The sequence below is a fragment of the Kitasatospora sp. NPDC059648 genome, assembly GCF_042734825.1.
Taxonomy (GTDB): Bacteria; Actinomycetota; Actinomycetes; order Streptomycetales; family Streptomycetaceae; genus Kitasatospora.
On sequence record NZ_JBHWDU010000020.1, the window covers coordinates 1 to 18,166 of the forward strand.

Sequence of the window (18,166 nt, forward strand, 5' to 3'; positions counted from 1 at the left end):
TACTGCAGGGGGGACCCTGTGGGAGAGTAGGACGCCGCCGAACAATCATTCAGAAAAGCCCCTGATCCATCGGATCAGGGGCTTTTCGCATTTCCGGGCCCTGTTCTCAGTCCGAAAGCGTCATTTTGAAGCCGAGATGCGAGGGCACGAAGCCCAGCCGCTCGTAGAAGCGGTGCGCGTCCGTGCGCGTGGCGTCGGAGGTGAGCTGGACGAGGTCGGCACCGAGTCCGCGGGCGTGCCGGACGGCCCACCGGATCAGCTCGGTGCCGAGCCCGCTGCCCCGCTCGTCGGCGTGGACGCGGACGGCCTCGATGATCGCGCGGGTGGAGCCCTTGCGGGAGAGGCCGGGAACGAGGGTGAGTTGCAGGGTGCCGACGGTGCGGCCGGCGCGTTCTGCGACGACCAGGTGCTGGTGCGGGTCCCCGTCGATGCGGGCGAAGGCGGTGCGGTACGGGGTGAGGTCGTCGGGGGTCTCGCGGGTGGCGCCCAGCGGGTCGTCGGCGAGCATGGCGACGATCGCCGGCAGGTCGGCTTCGGTGGCCCGTCGGATCGTCAGAACAGCCGTTTCAGTCATGATCGGAGCATAAGGGGACCCTCTCGGGCCGGACCGTCCTTGTCTACGCCCGTAGCACCCCTTTACAGCCTTTTACGGCCCTTCTGGGTCGACGCCAGGTCACGCCCCGGACGCCCTACTGGTGATGACGGCGAAGACGGCACCGTGCGGGTCGACCAGCTGGGCGAGGCGGCCGACGCCGTGCACGTCCGTCGCCGGGAGCCGGACCGTGGCGCCGAGCTGCTCGGCGATGGCGAGGCTGGCGTCCACGTTGGGGACCTCGAAGTAGGGGAGCCAGTGCGAGCCGGTGCCGCGCGCGGTGTGCTCGGGGCCGAGTTGCATGATGCCGCCGTGGGCGTCATCGCTGCCGCCGCCTGCCGGGGTGAGCACGGTGTAGAGCGCTTCGCCGAACGGGACGTCCTGTTCCTGCCAGCCGAAGACCGCGCGGTAGAAGGCCTTGGCCCGTTCGGCGTCGACGCTGTAGCACTCGGCCCAGCAGAGGCTGACCTCCTCGTTGACGAGGTCCAGTCCGCGGGTGTCGTGCGGCTGCCAGACGGCGAAGTCGGCGCCGGTCGGGTCGCTGAAGCCGGCCATCCGGCCCGCGGTGAAGACGTCGAAGGGGGCGAACCGCACGCTCCCGCCCGCCTGTTGGACGAGGTCGGTGGTCCGGTCGGCGTCGGCCGTGGCGAAGTACAGCGTCCATCCGGGCAGCGCGGTCTCGTCGGCGAGCGGGCCGAGCGCGGCGACGGTGCGGCCGTCGAGCTGGAAGAAGCCGTAGCCGCCGGCCTCGGGACCGGCCGAGTCGAAGGTCCAGCCGAACAGGGCGGTGTAGAAGTCGACGGAGGCCCGGGTGTGGGGGCTGCTCAGGTCGAGCCAGACCGGGGAACCGGGTCGGAAGTCGGTGTTGAGCATGGCGGCAGTGCTCCTCGGACGGGTCCCGTGCGGGCGCGGTCGACGGCCCCGGGTTTCCCTACAGCCTGGCACCTCGGTGGGGACGCTGCACGGCGGGTGGCCGTCGGTGCACGGAGGGTGAGCGAGGGTGCGGTCGGGACGGGCGGGGGAGCGGGCGGGTGCGCGGGCTCCGATGGGCCTTCGGGTCTGTCCGTGCGGGGCGGTACGGTGCGTAACGGAATGGTCCACCCGTACCGGTCGAAGGGGGGCTCCGGTGGGCAAGCAGGCGCAGTCGGGGCAGCAGGTTCCGCGCCAGCTCGCGCAGGTCGACGGCGTGCTGGAGCGGATCACCTATGCCAACGAGGAGACCGGCTACACGGTGGCCCGGGTGGACACCGGCCGGGGCGGGAACGACCTGCTGACGGTGGTGGGCGCGCTGCTCGGGGCGCAGGTGGGCGAGTCGCTGCGGCTGCACGGCCGGTGGGGCTCGCACCCGCAGTACGGGCGGCAGTTCATGGTGGAGAACTACACGACGGTGCTGCCGGCCACGGTGCAGGGCATCCAGCGGTACCTGGGCTCGGGGCTGATCAAGGGGATCGGACCGCGGTTCGCCGAGCGGATCGTGGAGCGCTTCGGGGTGGACACCCTGGAGGTGATCGAGAACGAGCCGGGCCGGCTGATCGAGGTGCCCGGGCTGGGGCCCAAGCGCACCAGGAAGATCGCCGCGGCCTGGGAGGAGCAGAAGGCCATCAAGGAGGTGATGGTCTTCCTCCAGGGGGTCGGGGTGTCGACCTCGCTGGCGGTGCGGATCTACAAGCAGTACGGCGACGCCTCGATCGGGGTGGTGAAGAACGAGCCGTACAAGCTGGCGTCGGACGTCTGGGGCATCGGCTTCCTGACGGCGGACCGGATCGCCCAGGCGGTGGGCATCCCGCACGACAGCCCGGAGCGGGTGAAGGCGGGGCTGCAGTACGCGCTGTCGCAGAGCAGCGACCAGGGGCACTGCTACCTGCCGGAGGAGCGGCTGATCGCGGACGGCGTGAAGCTGTTGCAGGTGGACGTGGGGCTGGTGATCGACTGTCTGGCGGAGCTGGTCGCGGCCGAGGGCGTGGTGCGCGAGACGGTGCCGGGTGAGGCGGGCGAGCCGATCACCGCGGTCTACCTGGTGCCGTTCCACCGGGCGGAGATCTCGCTGGCCAACCAGCTGCTTCGGCTGCTGCGTTCGGACTCCGACCGGTTGCCGTGGTCCGCCGAGGTGGACTGGCCGGTGGCGCTGGAGTGGCTGGCGAAGCGGACCGGGACGGAGCTGGCGCCGGAGCAGCAGCAGTCGGTGCGGCTCGCGCTGACCCGCAAGGTGGCGGTGCTGACGGGTGGTCCGGGCTGCGGCAAGTCGTTCACGGTGAAGTCGATCGTGATGATGGCGCTGGCCAAGAAGGCGAAGGTGGTGCTCGCGGCACCGACCGGCCGGGCGGCGAAGCGGCTGGCGGAGCTGACCGGGGCGGAGGCCTCGACGGTGCACCGGCTGCTGGAGCTGAAGCCGGGCGGGGACGCCGCGTACGACCGGGACCGGCCGCTGGACGCGGACCTGGTGGTGGTGGACGAGGCGTCGATGCTGGACCTGATCCTGGCGAACAAGCTGGTCAAGGCGGTGCCGCCGGGTGCCCACCTGCTGTTCGTGGGGGACGTGGACCAGCTGCCCTCGGTGGGCGCCGGGGAGGTGCTGAGGGACTTGCTGGCGGAGGGCGGCCCGATTCCGTCGGTGCGGCTGACCCGGATCTTCCGGCAGGCGCAGCAGTCCGGAGTGGTGGTCAACGCGCACCGGATCAACGAGGGGAAACCGCCGCTGACAGAGGGTCTGGCGGACTTCTTCCTGTTCGTCGAGGAGGACACGGAGCGGGCGGCCGGTCTGACGGTTGACGTGGTGGCGCGTCGGATCCCGCAGAAGTTCGGCTTCGACCCGCGCCGGGACGTGCAGGTGCTGGCGCCGATGCACCGCGGCCCGGCCGGGGCGGGGAACCTGAACACGCTGTTGCAGGGGGCGGTGACGCCGGCCCGCGAGGGGCTGGCGGAGCGGCGGTTCGGCGGGCGGACGTTCCGGGTGGGGGACAAGGTCACCCAGATCCGCAACAACTACGACAAGGGGCGGAACGGCGTCTTCAACGGCACAGTTGGAGTGGTGACCGCCCTCAGCGTGGACGACCAGCGGCTGACGGTGCTCACCGACGAGGACGAGGAGGTGTCGTACGACTTCGACGAACTGGACGAGCTGTCGCACGCGTACGCGGTGACGATCCACCGCTCGCAGGGCAGTGAGTACCCGGTCGTGGTGATTCCGGTCACGATGTCCGCTTGGACGATGCTCCAGCGGAACCTGCTCTACACCGCCGTGACCAGGGCGAGGAAACTCGTCGTGCTGGTCGGGTCACGGAAGGCGATCGCGCAGGCCGTGAGGGCAGTCAGCGCAGGTCGGAGGCATGCCGCGCTCGATCATCGACTTGCTTCTGGATGATTATCCAACAGGATGGTTGCCTCTAATGTTCTCTTGACGTGAAGAGATTTACGGCAGAGCCTAGGGTGGTGCCGATCTTGTCCGGTTCGTACCGGCTGCGGCGGCAGGTTTTGTAGGGGCGGGCCCTTCCGGGCCACCCCGGGTGCGCGACTGTCCTCCGGATGGGGGATGGTGGAGACAGTCAGGGCACCTTGGAAGAGGATTCATTTCGTCGGTGAGGAAGACGTGAGCGACAACTCGGTAGTACTGCGGTACCAGGACGGCGAGTACGAATACCCCGTCGTCGAGAGCACTGCGGGCAACTCCGGCTTCGACATCTCGAAGCTGCTCCCGCAGACCGGCCTGGTCACCCTGGACAACGGCTTCGGTAACACCGCCGCGTACAAGTCCGCGATCACCTTCGTGGACGGCGACAACGGCATCCTGCGGTACCGCGGCTACCCGATCGAGCAGCTCGCAGCACAGGGCGGCTTCATCGAGACCGCGTACCTCCTGATCAACGGCGAGCTGCCCAACGCGGACCAGCTGGCGGAGTTCAACCGCGAGATCACCCAGCACACGCTGCTGCACGAGGACGTCAAGCGCTTCTTCCAGGGCTTCCCGCGGGACGCCCACCCGATGGCCATGCTGTCCTCGGTGGTCGGTGCGCTCTCCACGTTCTACCCGGAGAGCCACAACCCCTTCGACGCGGCCCAGCGCCACCTGTCGACCGTCCGCCTGCTGGCCAAGCTGCCGACGATCGCCGCGTACGCGTACAAGAAGGCGATGGGCCAGCCCTTCGTCTACCCGCGCAACGACCTGAGCTACGTCGAGAACTTCCTGCGGATGACCTTCGCGGTCCCCGCCGAGGACTACGAGCTCAACCCGGTCGTCGTCAACGCGCTGGACAAGCTGCTCATCCTGCACGCGGACCACGAGCAGAACTGCTCGACCTCCACCGTGCGCCTGGTGGGCTCCAGCCACGCCAACCTGTTCGCCTCGATCTCGGCGGGCATCTCGGCCCTGTGGGGCCCGCTGCACGGCGGTGCCAACCAGGCCGTGCTGGAGATGCTGGAGAGCATCCAGAAGGACGGCGGCGACGTCGACGCGTTCATCACGAAGGTGAAGAACAAGGAAGCCGGCGTCAAGCTGATGGGCTTCGGCCACCGCGTCTACAAGGCCTTCGACCCGCGCGCCGCGCAGGTCAAGCTGCTGGCGCACGAGGTCCTCGGCCAGCTCGGCAAGAGCGACGAGCTGCTGGAGATCGCGCTCAAGCTGGAGGAGCACGCCCTCAAGGACGACTTCTTCATCTCGCGCAAGCTGTACCCGAACGTGGACTTCTACACCGGCCTGATCTACCGCGCCATGGGCTTCCCGACCAGCATGTTCACCGTGCTGTTCGCCCTCGGCCGGCTGCCGGGCTGGATCGCCCACTGGCACGAGATGATCAACGACCCGACCAGCCGGATCGGCCGCCCGCGCCAGATCTACACGGGCACCGCGATCCGCGACTACGTCGAGCTCGACCAGCGCTGACCGACGCGGCACCGAAAGGGGCCCGGCCGCTCGCCGAGCGGCCGGGCCCCTTCGAGTCCTCGCGCCCCGGGCCCGGAAGGGCCCGCGCGGGGGCGGAACCGTACGGCGCACGACTCCGGGGCCGACTGCAGCCGGGGACGGCCGCTCAAAGCGTCCCTGACCCGCCACACCCCGGCGCCGTGCGCGAAGGCCGTCGAAAGAACGACGACCGTCCCGGGGCCCGCCGGAGCCCCGTCGGCGACAGCCGCTGGAAGTGCGGACGCGTTGCCGTTAGCCGCGCCCGCCCAGCGGAAAAACTGCCGCACTACCAACCTAAGACGTATCAGGGTGCGAGAAGTTACGCCCGGGGGGTGTGAGCTGCCTCTCGCCACGCTCCGTAGGCGCCCGGTTCCGCGCTCATATCACACCTTCCCTCGCGTGCGACGTCACCCTCCCCGCAGTAACGGCAACCGAGCGTGATAGGAATCGTGGCATTCCGGTACGGACCGCCGCGCCCCTTCGTCGCGCGGCGGCGGAGCTGGGGAGGGAGTGCGCAGATGGCCAGGAACGTCGTCGTCACCGGCGGTGGCACGGGAATCGGGTACGAGATCGCGCGGCGGTTCGCCGAAGCGGGCGACCAGGTGGTGATCGTCGGTCGCCGTCGTGCGGTCCTGGAGAAGGCCGCGGCCGATCTCGGGCCGAACGCCACCCCGCTGGTGTGCGACCTTGCCGACCCGGACGCCGTGGAGGCCGCGCTGGCCGAACTGCCCGAGCGGATCGACGTCCTGGTGAACAACGCCGGCAGCCGGGAGACCGTGGTCGGCGGCGGCACCCACGCCGTCCTGGCCCGCTGGCGCGGTGACTTCGAGCGCAACGTGCTGACGGTGGTGCTGCTCACCGAGTCGATCCGGGACCGGCTCACCCCGGGCTCCGGCCGGGTCGTCACCATCAGCTCCATCGCCGCCCTGCGCGGGGCCGGCTCGTACGGTGCGGCGAAGGCCTCGCTGCACGCCTGGAACCACTTCCTGGCCGCGCAGTTGGGCACCTCGGGCATCACCGCGAACATCGTCGCGCCGGGCACGGTGGCCGGCACCGAGTTCTTCGGGCCGCGGCTGGACGAGGCCGAGGTCGGCCGCCGGGCGGCGCGCACCCTGCTGGGCCGGATCGGCGAGACCGGCGAGGTCGCCGCGGCGGTGCAGTTCCTGGCCTCGCCCGAGGCCGGGTTCATCACCGGCGAGATCCTGCACTGCAACGGCGGGGAACTGCTGGGGCGTTGAGTCGTGACGAGGGGCCCGGACCGGGTGGGCGCTTCCAGCGGTCCGGGCCCCTCGTGCTGCCGGGCCCCTCTGTCGCGGGCCCCTTCGGCCGTCAGGGGCTCAGGCGGGCCGGAAGCGGCGCAACCGGAGGCTGTTGCTGACCACGAAGACCGAGGAGAAGGCCATCGCGGCCCCGGCGATCATCGGGTTGAGCAGTCCGGCGGCGGCCAGCGGGACCGCCGCCACGTTGTAGCCGAACGCCCAGCAGAGGTTGCCCCGGATGGTGCTGAGGGTGCGGCGGGAGAGGCGGATGGCGTCGGCCGCGGAGCGCAGGTCGCCGCGGACCAGGGTGAGGTCGCCGGCCTCGATCGCGGCGTCGGTGCCGGTGCCCATGGCCAGGCCCAGGTCGGCCTGGGCGAGTGCGGCCGCGTCGTTGACGCCGTCGCCGACCATCGCGACGACCCTGCCCTCGGCCTGCAGCCGCTTGACCGTGTCGACCTTCTCCTCGGGCAGGACCCCGGCGATGACGTCGCGGGGGTCGATGCCGACCTCGGCCGCGACCGCTTCGGCCACCGCCGGGTTGTCGCCGGTCAGCAGCACCGGGCGCAGGCCCAGGGCGCGCAGCCGGGTGACGGCCTCGGCGCTGGTCGGCTTGACCGCGTCGGCGACCTCCAGGACCGCCCGGGCCTCGCCGTCCCAGCCGACCGCGACCGCGGTGCGACCGGACGCCTCGGCGGCGGCCTTGGCGCGGGCCAGGGAGGCCGGCAGGTGCCGGACGGCGTCGGGCGGCAGGGCCTCCCGCCCGGCGGTGACCGTACGGCCGTCCACGACGCCCTCAACGCCCCGGCCGGGCACGCTGCGGAAGCCGTCGACCGGCGGCAGCCCGCCGAGGCGGTCGGCGGCGGCCTCGGCGATCGCCCGGCCGACCGGGTGCTCGGAGGCGTGCTCCACCGCCCCGGCCAGGCGCAGGGCCTCGGTCTCGGTGACGCCCTCGGCGGTGTGCACGGCGAGCAGCGCCATCCGGCCGGTGGTGACGGTGCCGGTCTTGTCGAGCAGGACGGTGTCCACCCGCCGGGTGGTCTCCAGCACCTCCGGGCCCTTGATCAGGATGCCGAGCTGGGCGCCGCGGCCGGTGCCGACCATGAGCGCGGTCGGGGTGGCCAGGCCCAGGGCGCACGGGCAGGCGATGATCAGTACGGCCACCGCGGCGGTGAACGAGCCGGTGGGGCTGCTGGTGGCCAGCAGCCGGCCGACCAGGGTGGCGAGGGCGGTCAGGACGACCAGCGGGACGAAGACGGCGGAGATCCGGTCGGCGAGGCGCTGGGCGGCGGCCTTGCCGTTCTGGGCCTCCTCGACCAGCCTGGCCATCCGGGCCAGCTGGGTCTGCGCGCCGACCCGGGTCGCCTCGACGACCAGCCGGCCGCCCGCGTTGACGGTGGCGCCGGCGACGGTGTCGCCGACGGTGACCTCGACCGGGACGGACTCGCCGGTGAGCATCGAGGCGTCCACCGCGGAGCTGCCCTCGACCACCGTGCCGTCGGTGGCGACCTTCTCGCCCGGGCGCACCACGAAGTGCATGCCGACGGCGAGCCGGTCCACCGGCAGCCGTACCTCCCGGCCGCCCTGGAGCACGGCGACGTCCTTGGCGCCGAGGTCGAGGAGGGCGTGCAGGGCGGCGCCGGCCCGGCGCTTGGAGCGGGCTTCCAGGTAACGGCCGAGCAGGATCAGCACGGTGACGCCGGCGGCGGTCTCCAGGTAGAGGGTGCCGGAGGCGTCGGTGTCGCCGACCGAGAAGGAGAAGTCGTGCCGCATCCCGGGCACGCCGGCGTGTCCACGGAACAGTGCCCAGCAGGACCAGCCGAAGGCGGCCAGGGTGCCGAGCGAGACCAGGGTGTCCATGGTCGCGGCGCCGTGCCGGAGGTTGGTCCAGGCGGCGCGGTGGAAGGGCAGGCCGCCGTGGACGACGACCGGGCCGGTGAGGGCGAAGGCCAGCCACTGCCAGTTGGTGAACTGCAGGGCCGGGACCATCGAGAGCAGGACCACCGGGACGCTGAGCACGGCGCTGACCAGCAGGCGGTCGCGCAGGGGGTCGGTGGGCCGCTCGGGCTCGGCGGCGGTCGGCTCGGCCACGGGGGCCGGGGGCGGCGGGAGTTCGGCGGTGTAGCCGGTGCGCTCGACCGTGGCGATCAGTTCCTCGACCGTGACGCCGGGGCCGTAGTCGACCCGGGCCTTCTCGGTGGCGTAGTTGACGGTGGCCTCGACGCCGTCCATCCGGTTGAGCTTCTTCTCGATCCGGGCCGCGCAGGAGGCGCAGGTCATTCCGCCGATGGACAGCTCGACCCGGTCCCGTGCGTCGAGGCCGGGGGCGGAGGTGGTCATGCGGGTGGCTCCTCGGTGGTGCGTACGGCGGGGGCGGTGTCACCGCCCCCGCCGTAGCGGGGCGGCTCAGGCGGCGCGGCCGACCAGCTCGTAGCCGGCCTCGTCGATCGCGGCGCGGATCTGCTCCTCCTCCAGCGGGGCGGCGGAGGAGACCGTCACCGTACCCGCCTGGGCGTCTGCGGCGACCTCGGTGACACCGGCCAGCGTGGAGAGCTCCTCGCTGATCGCCTTCTCGCAGTGGCCGCAGCTCATGCCGGACACGGTGTAGGTGATGGTGCTGGACATCGGGGCCTCCGGGAGGTCGGTGCGGTGCTGGCTCTCTTACTCTCCCAACACCATACCCCTCCAGGGTATTCCAGAGGGGTGGTGGTGAAGTGGATCGCATCGTAGGCGACGGGGGCGCTCGGACCGGGGAGGAGGGCGACTGCGCCGGGATCGGCACGGTCGGCTCCCGCCGGACCAGCAGCCGCGGCCGGAGCAGTCCACCCAAGGAGACCACGAGCAGCCCGGTCGTGCGCCGGCCGGCTGCTCGGTGTCGACCCCGGTTCTGCGCCCGGGGCTCCGACGCGCACCGCCCCGCGACCCGGCAGGGCGCGGGGCGGTGCCCGGCTCAGCGGCGCGTGACGTCGGCCAGGGCGCGGAAGAGGAGGGCGGTGGAGGTGGCGCCCGGGTCCTGGTGGCCGGTGCTGCGTTCGCCGAGGTAGGAGGCGCGGCCCTTGCGGGCCCGGAGGGGGACGGTGTCGAGGGCGCCCTGCTCGGCGGCTTCGGCGGCCGCCGCGGTGGCCTCGGCGAGCGGGGCGCCGGCGGCGGCCGCGGCGCGGAGGGCGGCGACGGCCGGGGTCCAGGCGTCCACGATGGTCTTGTCTCCGGGCTCGGCCTTGCCGAGGATGCGGATCGCGTCCAGCCCGGCGGCCAGCGCCTCGGCCAGTGCGGCCGGGCCGGCCGGCTCGGGCAGGGCGGCCCCGACGGCGCGGAAGGCCTTGCCGTAGAGCGGGCCGGAGGCGCCGCCGACCTTGGAGACCAGGGTGGTACCGGTCCTGGTGAGGACGGCACCGGCACCGGGGCCGGCCGGCTGGAAGCCGTCCAGGGCGGTCCGGGCGGCGTCGAAGCCGCGCCGGAGGTTGCTGCCGTGGTCGCCGTCGCCGATCGCGGAGTCCAGCTCGGTGAGCCGGTCCTGTTCCTTCTCGACGGCCGCGGCGGCCGCGCGGATCCAGGCCTCGGCCAGCGTCGAATCGAACAGCGGGGTGTCGAAGTCCATCGGGTCTCCTTCGAGGGCTTCAGGCCCGCTTGAGGGCGGGGGTGTCGACCGGGGCGTCCCAGAGGTCCAGCAGCTGGGCGTCGGCCTTGGTGAGGGTGAGTGAGAAGCCCGCCATGTCGAGGCTGGTGACGTAGTTGCCGACCAGGCTGCGGGCCACCGTGATGCCGCGCTCGGCGAGCCGGGCGGCGACCTCGCCGTAGACCACGTACAGCTCCATCAGCGGGGTCGCGCCGAGGCCGTTGAGCAGGGCGATCACCTCGTCGCCCGGGGTCAGGTGGTGGTCGGTGAGGACGGTCTCGACCACCTCGGCAGCCAGCTCGCGGGCCGGGCGGAGCTTCTCGCGGCGGCGGCCGGGCTCGCCGTGGATGCCGACGCCGACCTCGATCTCGTCCTCGGGCAGGTCGAAGCCGGGCTTGCCCGCGGCCGGGACCGTGGCCGCGGTGAGCGCGACGGCGAAGGAGCGGGAGGCGGCGTTGACCCGCTCGCCCAGGGCGGCCACCTCGTCCAGGCCGGCCCCGCGTTCGGCCAGCGCGCCGGCCGTCTTCTCGACCAGGACGGTCGCGCCGGTGCCCCGGCGGCCGGCCGTCCAGGTGGAGTCCTCGACCGCGACGTCGTCGTTGACCAGGACGGTGCGGACCTCCAGGCCCTCCTCGGCGGCCAGTTCGGCGGCGAGCTCGAAGTTCATCACGTCGCCGGTGTAGTTCTTCACGACGAAGACCACTCCGGCGCCGTTCTCCACCGCCTTGGCGGCGGCCAGCATCTGGTCCGGGACGGGGGAGGTGAACACCTCGCCGGGGCAGGCGGCGTCCAGCATGCCGGGGCCGACGAAGCCGCCGTGCAGCGGCTCGTGGCCGGATCCGCCGCCGGAGATCAGCGCGACCTTGGGGCCGGCCGGGCGGGCGGTCCGGGTGATCACCCGGTTGGGGATGTCCACCGTCAGCTCGGGGTGGGCGGCGGCGACCCCGGCCAGGGCGTCCTCCAGGACGCTCTCCGGGGTGTTGATCAGCTTCTTCAACGCTCTTCGCTCCCTTGGACGACCTCGGTGCGGACGCAACGGCCTGGAGCCGACGCTACGCCAGACGGGGGGCGCGGGCACGGGGTGCGACACGCGCGGTTCCGATCACCCTCCCGGAGCAGCGGGACGGGGCCGTAGGGTCGCGAGCATGAGCGAACACGTGGGCATTGTTCTGGTCTCGCACAGCGCGGGGCTGGCCGCCGGGCTGCGCGAACTGCTCGGCGAACTCGCCTCGGGCGGCGTGCGGGTGGTGGCCGCGGCCGGGACGGAGGACGGCGGGCTCGGCACCAGCTACGAGCTGATCGCCGGGGCGATCGCGGAGGCGGACCTCGGGGCGGGCGTGGTCGTGCTGCCGGACCTCGGCAGCTCGGTGCTCACCGCCGTGACCGTGCTGGAGGACGAGCCGAGGCCGGGCGTGAAGCTGGTGGACGCGCCGTTCGTGGAGGGCGCGGTGGCCGCCGCCGTCACCGCCTCGACCGGGGCGGCGCTGGCCGAGGTGGCCGCAGCGGCCGAGGAGGCGTGGGCCTTCCGCAAGCTCCGGTAGGGCTACTTGGCGTCCGCGTAGCAGTCCACCACGGCCGTGCTGAGCGGGAAGCGCACCGGGGTGTCGCCGAAGACCAGCCGCCGGGCCTCGTCGGCGGCCCCGGCGACGATCGCGGCCACCTCCTCGGCCAGGTTGGCGGGGGTGTGCACGATCACCTCGTCGTGCTGGAAGAACACCAGGTGGGGGCGGTCCGCCGGGACGGCCACCGGGAGCTCGTTCAGCCGTCGGCGCAGTGCCGCCAGCAGGGCCAGCGCCCAGTCGGCGGCGCTGGCCTGGATGACGAAGTTGCGGGTGAACCGGCCCCGGGCGCGGGCGGTGCGGCCGCCGGTCTCGCCGGAGGTGCCGGCCTCGGTCAGGTCGAGGAAGGCGGCGGACGCGGGCGGGCAGACCCGGCCGAGCCGGGAGGCGACCACGCCGCCGTCCTCGCCGGTGCGGGCGGCGGCCTCGACGTAGCCCATCGCGGCGGGGTAGCGGTGGCGCAGGGTGTTCAGCAGCGGGCCGATGTCGCCGCTGGTCTGCCCGTACATGGCGCCGAGCAGGCCGAGCTTGGCCTTGTCGCGGTCCCCCTGGAAGGCCTGGGCGGCGAGTGCCTCGTACAGGTCGCCGCCGGCGGCGGTGCGGGCCAGCCCGGCGTCCCCGGAGAGCGCGGCGAGCACCCGCGGCTCCAGCTGGGCGGCGTCGGCGACCACCAGCAGCCACCCCGGATCGGCGACCACGGCGCGGCGCAGGATGCGCGGGATCTGCAGGGCGCCGCCGCCGCGGCTGGCCCAGCGGCCGGACACCACGCCGCCGACCACGTACTCGGGCCGGAACCGGCCGCCGCGGGCCCAGGCGTCCTGCCAGGCCCAGCCGTGGGCGACGTGGATCCGGGAGAGCTCCTGGTAGCGGACCAGCAGCCGGGCGGCCGGGTGGTCGATGTTCTTGAGCTCCCAGGAGCGGGTCGAGCCGAGCTGGATGCCGGCCTCGGCGAAGGCGCGCAGCACCTGGGTGTGCGAGTCGGGGTTGAACGGTTTGGCACCGAGGGCCCGGTGGAGTTCGACGGCGAGGTCGGCGAGCAGCCTGGGCTGGGTGCCGGGGACGGCGGGGCGGGGGCCGAGCAGGTCGGTGAGCAGCCGGTCGTGGACGTCGGAGCGCCAGGGCAGGCCGTCGTGGGCCATCTCGGCGGCCACCAGGGCGCCGGCCGACTCGGCGGCGACCAGCAGCCGGAAGCGCTGCCGGACGGCCGGGTCGTCGATGGCGGCGATCCGCCGCTGCTGTTCGGCGTGCACGGCGACGACGGCCTTCAACGGGTCGGCGCCGGGAGGAAGTTGGAGCCGGTCGGGGGCGAACAGAGTGTCCTGGCCGTCGTCCGCGTCGGCCAGGCCCGGTTCGGGCAGGTCGTCCGGGACGGGCAGGCCGCGCAGCCGGGACCAGGCGGCGCCGAGCGAGCGTGGCGCGCCGAAGCGGCCTTCGTGGCCCAGCAACAGGGCCTCGACCAGCCGCAGGTCGTGGCAGCGGGCGAGCCGGTCGGGCAGCCGGGGCAGCAGCGGGGCGTACCCGGAGTCGGCGGCGGCCCAGACCCAGCGGGGGCTCTCCGCGGCCTCCCGGGCGGCGACGGCGGCGGCGAGGTCCCGGACGGCCTCCGGCGGGCCGAGCGGGCCGCCGGCGTCGTCGAGCGGCTGGAGGCGGCCGCCGGGGCCGTGCGGATCGGGCACGAGGGCGGTTCTGGGGGCCACGGCGGGCGTCTCCTCTCCGGTGCGGGTCCGTTGCGGACGGTTCGACGATCGGGTGTGCGGACGGGGCGCTGGTGTGCGGCCCGCGGGTCTGCGCCGTCGACGGTAGCGGGTGGGTCTGACAACGATGCCCAGGGGTCTATGGGCACGCGGGATGACACCGCGTAGGGTCGGCGAAATGACCGAGAACCCGTTCTTCGCCGCCAGCCCGCTGGTCTACGAACTGCCTCCCTACGCCGAGATCCGGGAGGAGCACTACCTGCCCGCCTACGAGCGCGGGATGGCCGAGCAGCTGGCCGAGATCGCGGCGATCACCGACGGCGGGGCCGCGCCGACCTTCGAGAACACCCTGGTGGCCCTGGAGCGCTCCGGCGAGCTGCTGCGCCGGGTGGACGCGGTCTTCCGCAACCAGTCCTCCTCCGACACCACCGATCTGCTGGACGAGGTGGAGGCGAAGGTCAGCCCGCTGCTCGCGGCCCACCACGACGCCATCCACCTGGACCGGAAGCTGTTCGCCCGGATCGAGGCGCTGTACGCGGACCGGGCCTCCCTGGGGCTGGACCCGGAGTCGCTGCGGCTGCTGGAGCGCTGGTACACCGCGTTCGTCCGCTCCGGCGCCCGGCTGGGTGCGGCCGAGCAGGCCCGGCTGCGCGAGCTGAACGCCGAACTGGCCGCGCTGGGCACCACGTTCCAGCAGAACGTGAACGCCGCCACCCGCGCCGCCGCGCTGGTCGTGGACTCGGCCGAGGAGCTGGCCGGGCTGTCCGAGGGCGCGATCGCCGCCGCAGCGGAGAACGCCCGGGTGCTCGGCCACGAGGGCCGGTACGTGCTGAGCCTGAAGAACACCTCCACCCAGCCCGAACTGGCCCAGCTCACCGACCGTTCGGTGCGCGAGCGGCTGCTGGCCGCCTCGCTCGCCCGGGGCACCGGGGAGAACGGCCCGCTGGCGATCCGGCTGGCCGAGCTGCGCGCCGAGCGTGCCGTCCTGCTGGGCTACCCGAGCCACGCCGCGTACGTGGTGGCGGACGAGACGGCCGGCACCGTCGAGGCGGTGTCCGGGCTGCTGGCCCGGCTGGTGGAGCCGGCCGTGGCGAACGCCCGCCGGGAGGCCGACGAGCTGGCCAAGGTGGCGGCCGCGGACGGCATCGGGGAGCTCGCCGCGCACGACTGGGCGTACTACTCGGAGAAGGTCCGGCAGGCCTCGTACCAGGTGGACGCGGCGGCGCTGCGCCCGTACTTCGAGCTGGAGCGGGTGCTGAAGGACGGCGTGTTCTTCGCCGCGGGGCTCGCCTACGGGCTGGGCTTCACCGAGCGGCCGGAGCTGACGGCCCACCACCCGGACGCCCGGGTCTTCGAGGTGTTCGAGGAGGACGGCACCCCGCTGGGCCTGTTCATCGGCGACTTCCACGCCCGGGCGTCCAAGCGCGGCGGCGCCTGGATGGACGAGCTGGTGAGCCAGGCCGGGCTGACCGGGCGGCGGCCGGTGGTGCTGAACAACCTCAACGTCCCGCGCCCGGCGCCGGGCGAGCCGGCGCTGCTGAGCTGGGACGAGGTGCGCACCATGTTCCACGAGTTCGGGCACGCGCTGCACGGGCTGTTCTCGGACGTGCGGTACCCGCTGTTCGCGGGCACCGCGGTGCCGCGGGACTTCGTGGAGTTCCCCTCGCAGGTCAACGAGATGTGGATGGTCCGGCCGGAGGTGCTGGCCAACTACGCCCGCCACCACGAGACCGGGGAGCCGCTGCCGGCCGAGCTGGTCGAGCGGATGACCGCGGCCGAGGGCTTCGGGCAGGGCTTCCGGACGGTGGAGTACCTGGCGGCGACGCTTCTGGACTGGGCCTGGCACACCCTGCCGGAGGGCCACCGGGTCGAGGACGCCGAGGAGTTCGAGGCGCGGGCGCTGGCGGAGGCCGGGATCGTCGTCCCGGCGATCCCGCCGCGCTACCGCACGCCGTACTTCCAGCACGTCTTCTCCAGCGGTTACAGCGCCGGGTACTACGCGTACATCTGGTCGGAGGTGCTGGACGCGGACACCGTGCGGTGGTTCGAGACCAACGGGCGCTCAGTGCGGGACAGCGGCGAGCTGTTCCGGCGCGAGCTGCTGGCGCGCGGGTTCAGCCGGGACCCGCTGGAGTCCTTCCGCGCGGTGGTCGGGCGGGCGCCGGAGACCGCGCCGCTGCTGGAGCGCCGCGGGCTGGCCTGATCGTCAGCGCGGTGCGAGGACGACCGTCACCGGGGTGCCGGGGCGGGTGTGCGGGAGTCGGACCGTCACGGTTCCCGCGCGCCCGTCCGTGGGCTGCTCGACCTCGACCCGGGCGCCGGCGGGGGAGACGGTGACCCGGGCGCCGCGGGGGAACCCCGCGGGCGGCAGGACGAGTTCGCTGGCGCGGCCGCTGCCGTCGGCGGTCCAGCGGACGGTGGTGTCGCCGGTGGTCTTCCCAGGGCTGTTCCCGCCGCCGCTCCCGGCATCGCTCGCGGTGCGGACGCCGGTCCCGGCGACGGCCACCGGGTACGGGCCGAAGGCGGGCTCGTCGCCGGGAGCGGGGTGCCCGGCGGGGTCGAGCGCGCAGTAGCCGCCGGTGCCGCGGCACCAGTACCACATGGTCCAGCCCTCGGCGAAGCCGTCCATCGCGGCGACCTGGCCGCGGACCAGCCGGGTGTTGCCCGGGGTGCGGGAGTTCGGCGGGCCCCACTCGCCGACCAGGACGGGCAGCCGGTGGGCGGCGGGGTAGCCGGTGATCGCGGCGGTGTACCGCTGGAGGAAGCCGTCCGAGGGGTCCCAGTCGGCGCCGTTCTCCACCGCGGTGTCGTAGAAGTGCGGGGCGTAGCCGAGCCGGGGCGCGCCCGGGCGGGGGTCGGTGAAGCCGGGCAGCTGCGTCGGTACGCCCTGGCCGACCAGGACCGTCGGTTCGACGAACAGCCAGGCACGGGAGTCGGCCCGGCGCACGGCGGTGATCAGGCGGCGGTACATGTCGGCGAGCCGGCCCTGTTCCAGCGCGGCGGAGGCGGCGGCGAGCACGGTCGGGTCGCTCGGGTCGCCGTCCACCGGGCCGAACGGCTCGTTGAACAGGTCGTAGCCCAACAGGCAGCGGTGACCGCGCAGTTCGCGGGCGAGCCGGGTGTAGAAGTCGGCCTGCCAGACGCGCAGGTCGGGGTCGTCGTAGAGGTGGCGGAAGGCGGCCTGGACGGCCGGCTGGAAGTAGCCGGCGAACCAGTCGTCCGGGTCGGGGGTGAAGGGCAGCCCGTCGTCGCGGGTGGCCCAGACCGGGATGCCGTTGGTGCCGCCGCCGAACTCCGGTCCGTAGACGTCCTGGTGGAAGTCGACCAGCACGAGCAGGCCCAGGCGGTCGGCCCGGTCCAGGAGTTGCTGGATCCGGTGCAGCTCGGTGGGGTCGAGCCGGCCGCGATCGGGTTCCAGCCTGGTCCAGGAGACCGGCAGCCGGATCAGGGTGAAGCCCTGGGCGGCGATCGGGTCGAGGTCGGCGGGCGTGGCCTCGGCGTACTTGTCCAGGTTGAAGCCGCGCAGTCCGAGCCGGCGGCCCTGGGCGTCGGTGAGGGCGGTGCGGCCGTCCGGGCCGGTGGCCGTCCCGGTGGGGAAGCGGGCCGGGTGCCCGCCGCCGGGGGCCGCGGCGGAGGCCGGGGCGGGCGCGGCGGTCAGGGCGGCGGTGACGGCGAGCAGCAGGGCGACGGCGGTGCGGCGCAGGCGCATCGGGGACCTCGCACGGCGGGGGTGGGGCCCCGATGATGCCCGGGCCGCCGGGGGCGGCACAAGGGTCGTGCGCACCGGGCTCGTGCACCCGGGCGTCGTGCACCCGGCGTCGTGCACCCGAGGGGAGTTCGGCCTGCGGGGAGTCGGCCCGGAGGGGACGGCCCGCGAGCGGTCGGCCTGCGAGCGGTCGCCCTGGGGGTCAGTCCGCTTCGGGGCTCGGCGGTTCGGCCGGGGCGGCGGGCAGGACGGCGGTCGGCAGGTCCGCGGCGGCGGCCAGGCGCCCCCAGAGCAGGTCGGCCAGGGCCTGCACCATGCGGGTGCGCGAGCAGGGTCTGGTCTCCAGCCACCAGTCGCCGGCGGCCAGCACCATGCCGGTGATGCCCCGGCCCCAGGCCTCGGCGAGCAGGTCGCGGTCGGCGCCGAGGTCGACCTGGCTCTGCACGGCGCGGGTGATCTCCTCGGCGATCTGCCGCAGGGCGGGGGCGAGGGCGTTGCCGGCGCCGCTCGGGTCGCCCGGCTCGGGGTGGGTGAGCAGCCGGTAGACCTGGGGGCGTGCCTCGATCCCGGCGAGGTAGGTGTCCAGGACGTGTTCGACCCGGTCGCGGCGTTCTAGCGGCTCGGCCAGGGCGGCCCGGACGGCGGCCAGCAGGCCGCTGGTGTGGCGTGCGGTCAGGGCCCTGATCAGGCCGTTCCGGTCGCCGAAGTGCCGGTAGAGGATCGGCTTGGTGATGCCGGCCTCGGCGGCGATGGCGTTCATGCTGGCGCTCGGCCCCTCGCGCTGGATGACCCGGTCGGCGGCGTTGAGCAGCTGCTCGCGGCGGGGCTCTCGGGACATGCGCTGCTCCT

14 protein-coding genes are annotated in these 18,166 nt (G+C 73.6%); 5 read left to right on the forward strand and 9 right to left on the reverse strand.

Features of this window, described 5'->3' with window-relative positions; genetic code table 11:
* Positions 1 to 106: 106 nt before the first annotated feature.
* Positions 107 to 574, reverse strand: coding sequence for a GNAT family N-acetyltransferase (locus ACFV1W_RS14995; RefSeq protein ID WP_380416526.1), 468 nt, complete (start codon positions 572 to 574; stop codon positions 107 to 109).
* A 99-nt stretch (positions 575 to 673) separates the two neighbouring features.
* Positions 674 to 1,465: a VOC family protein gene (locus ACFV1W_RS15000; protein ID WP_380416528.1), complete on the reverse strand. Its 792-nt coding sequence runs from the start codon at positions 1,463 to 1,465 to the stop codon at positions 674 to 676.
* A 172-nt stretch (positions 1,466 to 1,637) separates the two neighbouring features.
* Here ACFV1W_RS15000 and ACFV1W_RS15005 point away from each other — a divergent pair, with 172 nt between their 5' ends.
* From ACFV1W_RS15005 to ACFV1W_RS15015, 3 genes are all read left to right on the forward strand, one after another.
* On the forward strand, positions 1,638 to 3,953 hold the full coding sequence (locus tag ACFV1W_RS15005) for an ATP-dependent RecD-like DNA helicase (protein WP_380416530.1): 2,316 nt from the start codon (positions 1,638 to 1,640) through the stop codon (positions 3,951 to 3,953).
* A 225-nt stretch (positions 3,954 to 4,178) separates the two neighbouring features.
* Positions 4,179 to 5,468, forward strand: coding sequence for a citrate synthase (locus tag ACFV1W_RS15010; protein ID WP_030289141.1), 1,290 nt, complete (start codon positions 4,179 to 4,181; stop codon positions 5,466 to 5,468).
* A gap of 536 nt (positions 5,469 to 6,004) precedes the next feature.
* A complete protein-coding gene (locus ACFV1W_RS15015; RefSeq protein WP_380416533.1) occupies positions 6,005 to 6,724 on the forward strand; it encodes an SDR family NAD(P)-dependent oxidoreductase in 720 nt (239 codons plus the stop codon).
* Between the two features lie 99 nt (positions 6,725 to 6,823).
* On the opposite strand, the gene ACFV1W_RS15020 is transcribed toward ACFV1W_RS15015, so the two are convergent.
* The 4 genes from ACFV1W_RS15020 to dhaK form a co-directional block, all read right to left on the reverse strand.
* Positions 6,824 to 9,082 carry a heavy metal translocating P-type ATPase gene (locus ACFV1W_RS15020; protein ID WP_380416536.1) on the reverse strand — a complete coding sequence of 753 codons (2,259 nt, stop codon included), beginning with the start codon at positions 9,080 to 9,082 and terminating at the stop codon, positions 6,824 to 6,826.
* A 66-nt stretch (positions 9,083 to 9,148) separates the two neighbouring features.
* Positions 9,149 to 9,367, reverse strand: a complete 219-nt coding sequence (locus tag ACFV1W_RS15025; protein WP_380416538.1) for a heavy-metal-associated domain-containing protein — start codon at positions 9,365 to 9,367, stop codon at positions 9,149 to 9,151.
* A 325-nt stretch (positions 9,368 to 9,692) separates the two neighbouring features.
* The gene (gene dhaL / locus ACFV1W_RS15030; protein WP_380416541.1) at positions 9,693 to 10,340 is read right to left on the reverse strand and encodes a dihydroxyacetone kinase subunit DhaL; all 648 of its coding nucleotides are present in this window, start codon (positions 10,338 to 10,340) and stop codon (positions 9,693 to 9,695) included.
* 19 nt (positions 10,341 to 10,359) lie between these two features.
* Entirely contained in the window at positions 10,360 to 11,355 is a 996-nt protein-coding gene (dhaK, locus tag ACFV1W_RS15035) for a dihydroxyacetone kinase subunit DhaK (protein WP_380416543.1), read from the reverse strand.
* A 148-nt stretch (positions 11,356 to 11,503) separates the two neighbouring features.
* On the opposite strand from dhaK, the gene dhaM reads away from it, so the two are divergent.
* On the forward strand, positions 11,504 to 11,899 hold the full coding sequence (dhaM, locus tag ACFV1W_RS15040) for a dihydroxyacetone kinase phosphoryl donor subunit DhaM (RefSeq protein ID WP_380416545.1): 396 nt from the start codon (positions 11,504 to 11,506) through the stop codon (positions 11,897 to 11,899).
* A gap of 2 nt (positions 11,900 to 11,901) precedes the next feature.
* On the opposite strand, the gene ACFV1W_RS15045 is transcribed toward dhaM, so the two are convergent.
* A complete protein-coding gene (locus ACFV1W_RS15045; RefSeq protein WP_380416548.1) occupies positions 11,902 to 13,614 on the reverse strand; it encodes a bifunctional 3'-5' exonuclease/DNA polymerase in 1,713 nt (570 codons plus the stop codon).
* A 175-nt stretch (positions 13,615 to 13,789) separates the two neighbouring features.
* Here ACFV1W_RS15045 and ACFV1W_RS15050 point away from each other — a divergent pair, with 175 nt between their 5' ends.
* On the forward strand, positions 13,790 to 15,814 hold the full coding sequence (locus ACFV1W_RS15050) for a M3 family metallopeptidase (RefSeq protein ID WP_380416550.1): 2,025 nt from the start codon (positions 13,790 to 13,792) through the stop codon (positions 15,812 to 15,814).
* A 3-nt stretch (positions 15,815 to 15,817) separates the two neighbouring features.
* Here the strand turns inward: ACFV1W_RS15050 and ACFV1W_RS15055 are convergent, their stop codons facing one another.
* Together ACFV1W_RS15055 and ACFV1W_RS15060 are read right to left on the reverse strand one after the other, a co-directional pair.
* Positions 15,818 to 17,320: a cellulase family glycosylhydrolase gene (locus tag ACFV1W_RS15055; protein WP_380416552.1), complete on the reverse strand. Its 1,503-nt coding sequence runs from the start codon at positions 17,318 to 17,320 to the stop codon at positions 15,818 to 15,820.
* Positions 17,321 to 17,519: 199 nt separating this feature from the next.
* A complete protein-coding gene (locus ACFV1W_RS15060) occupies positions 17,520 to 18,155 on the reverse strand; it encodes a TetR family transcriptional regulator (protein ID WP_380416553.1) in 636 nt (211 codons plus the stop codon).
* Between the last annotated feature and the right edge of the window lie 11 nt (positions 18,156 to 18,166).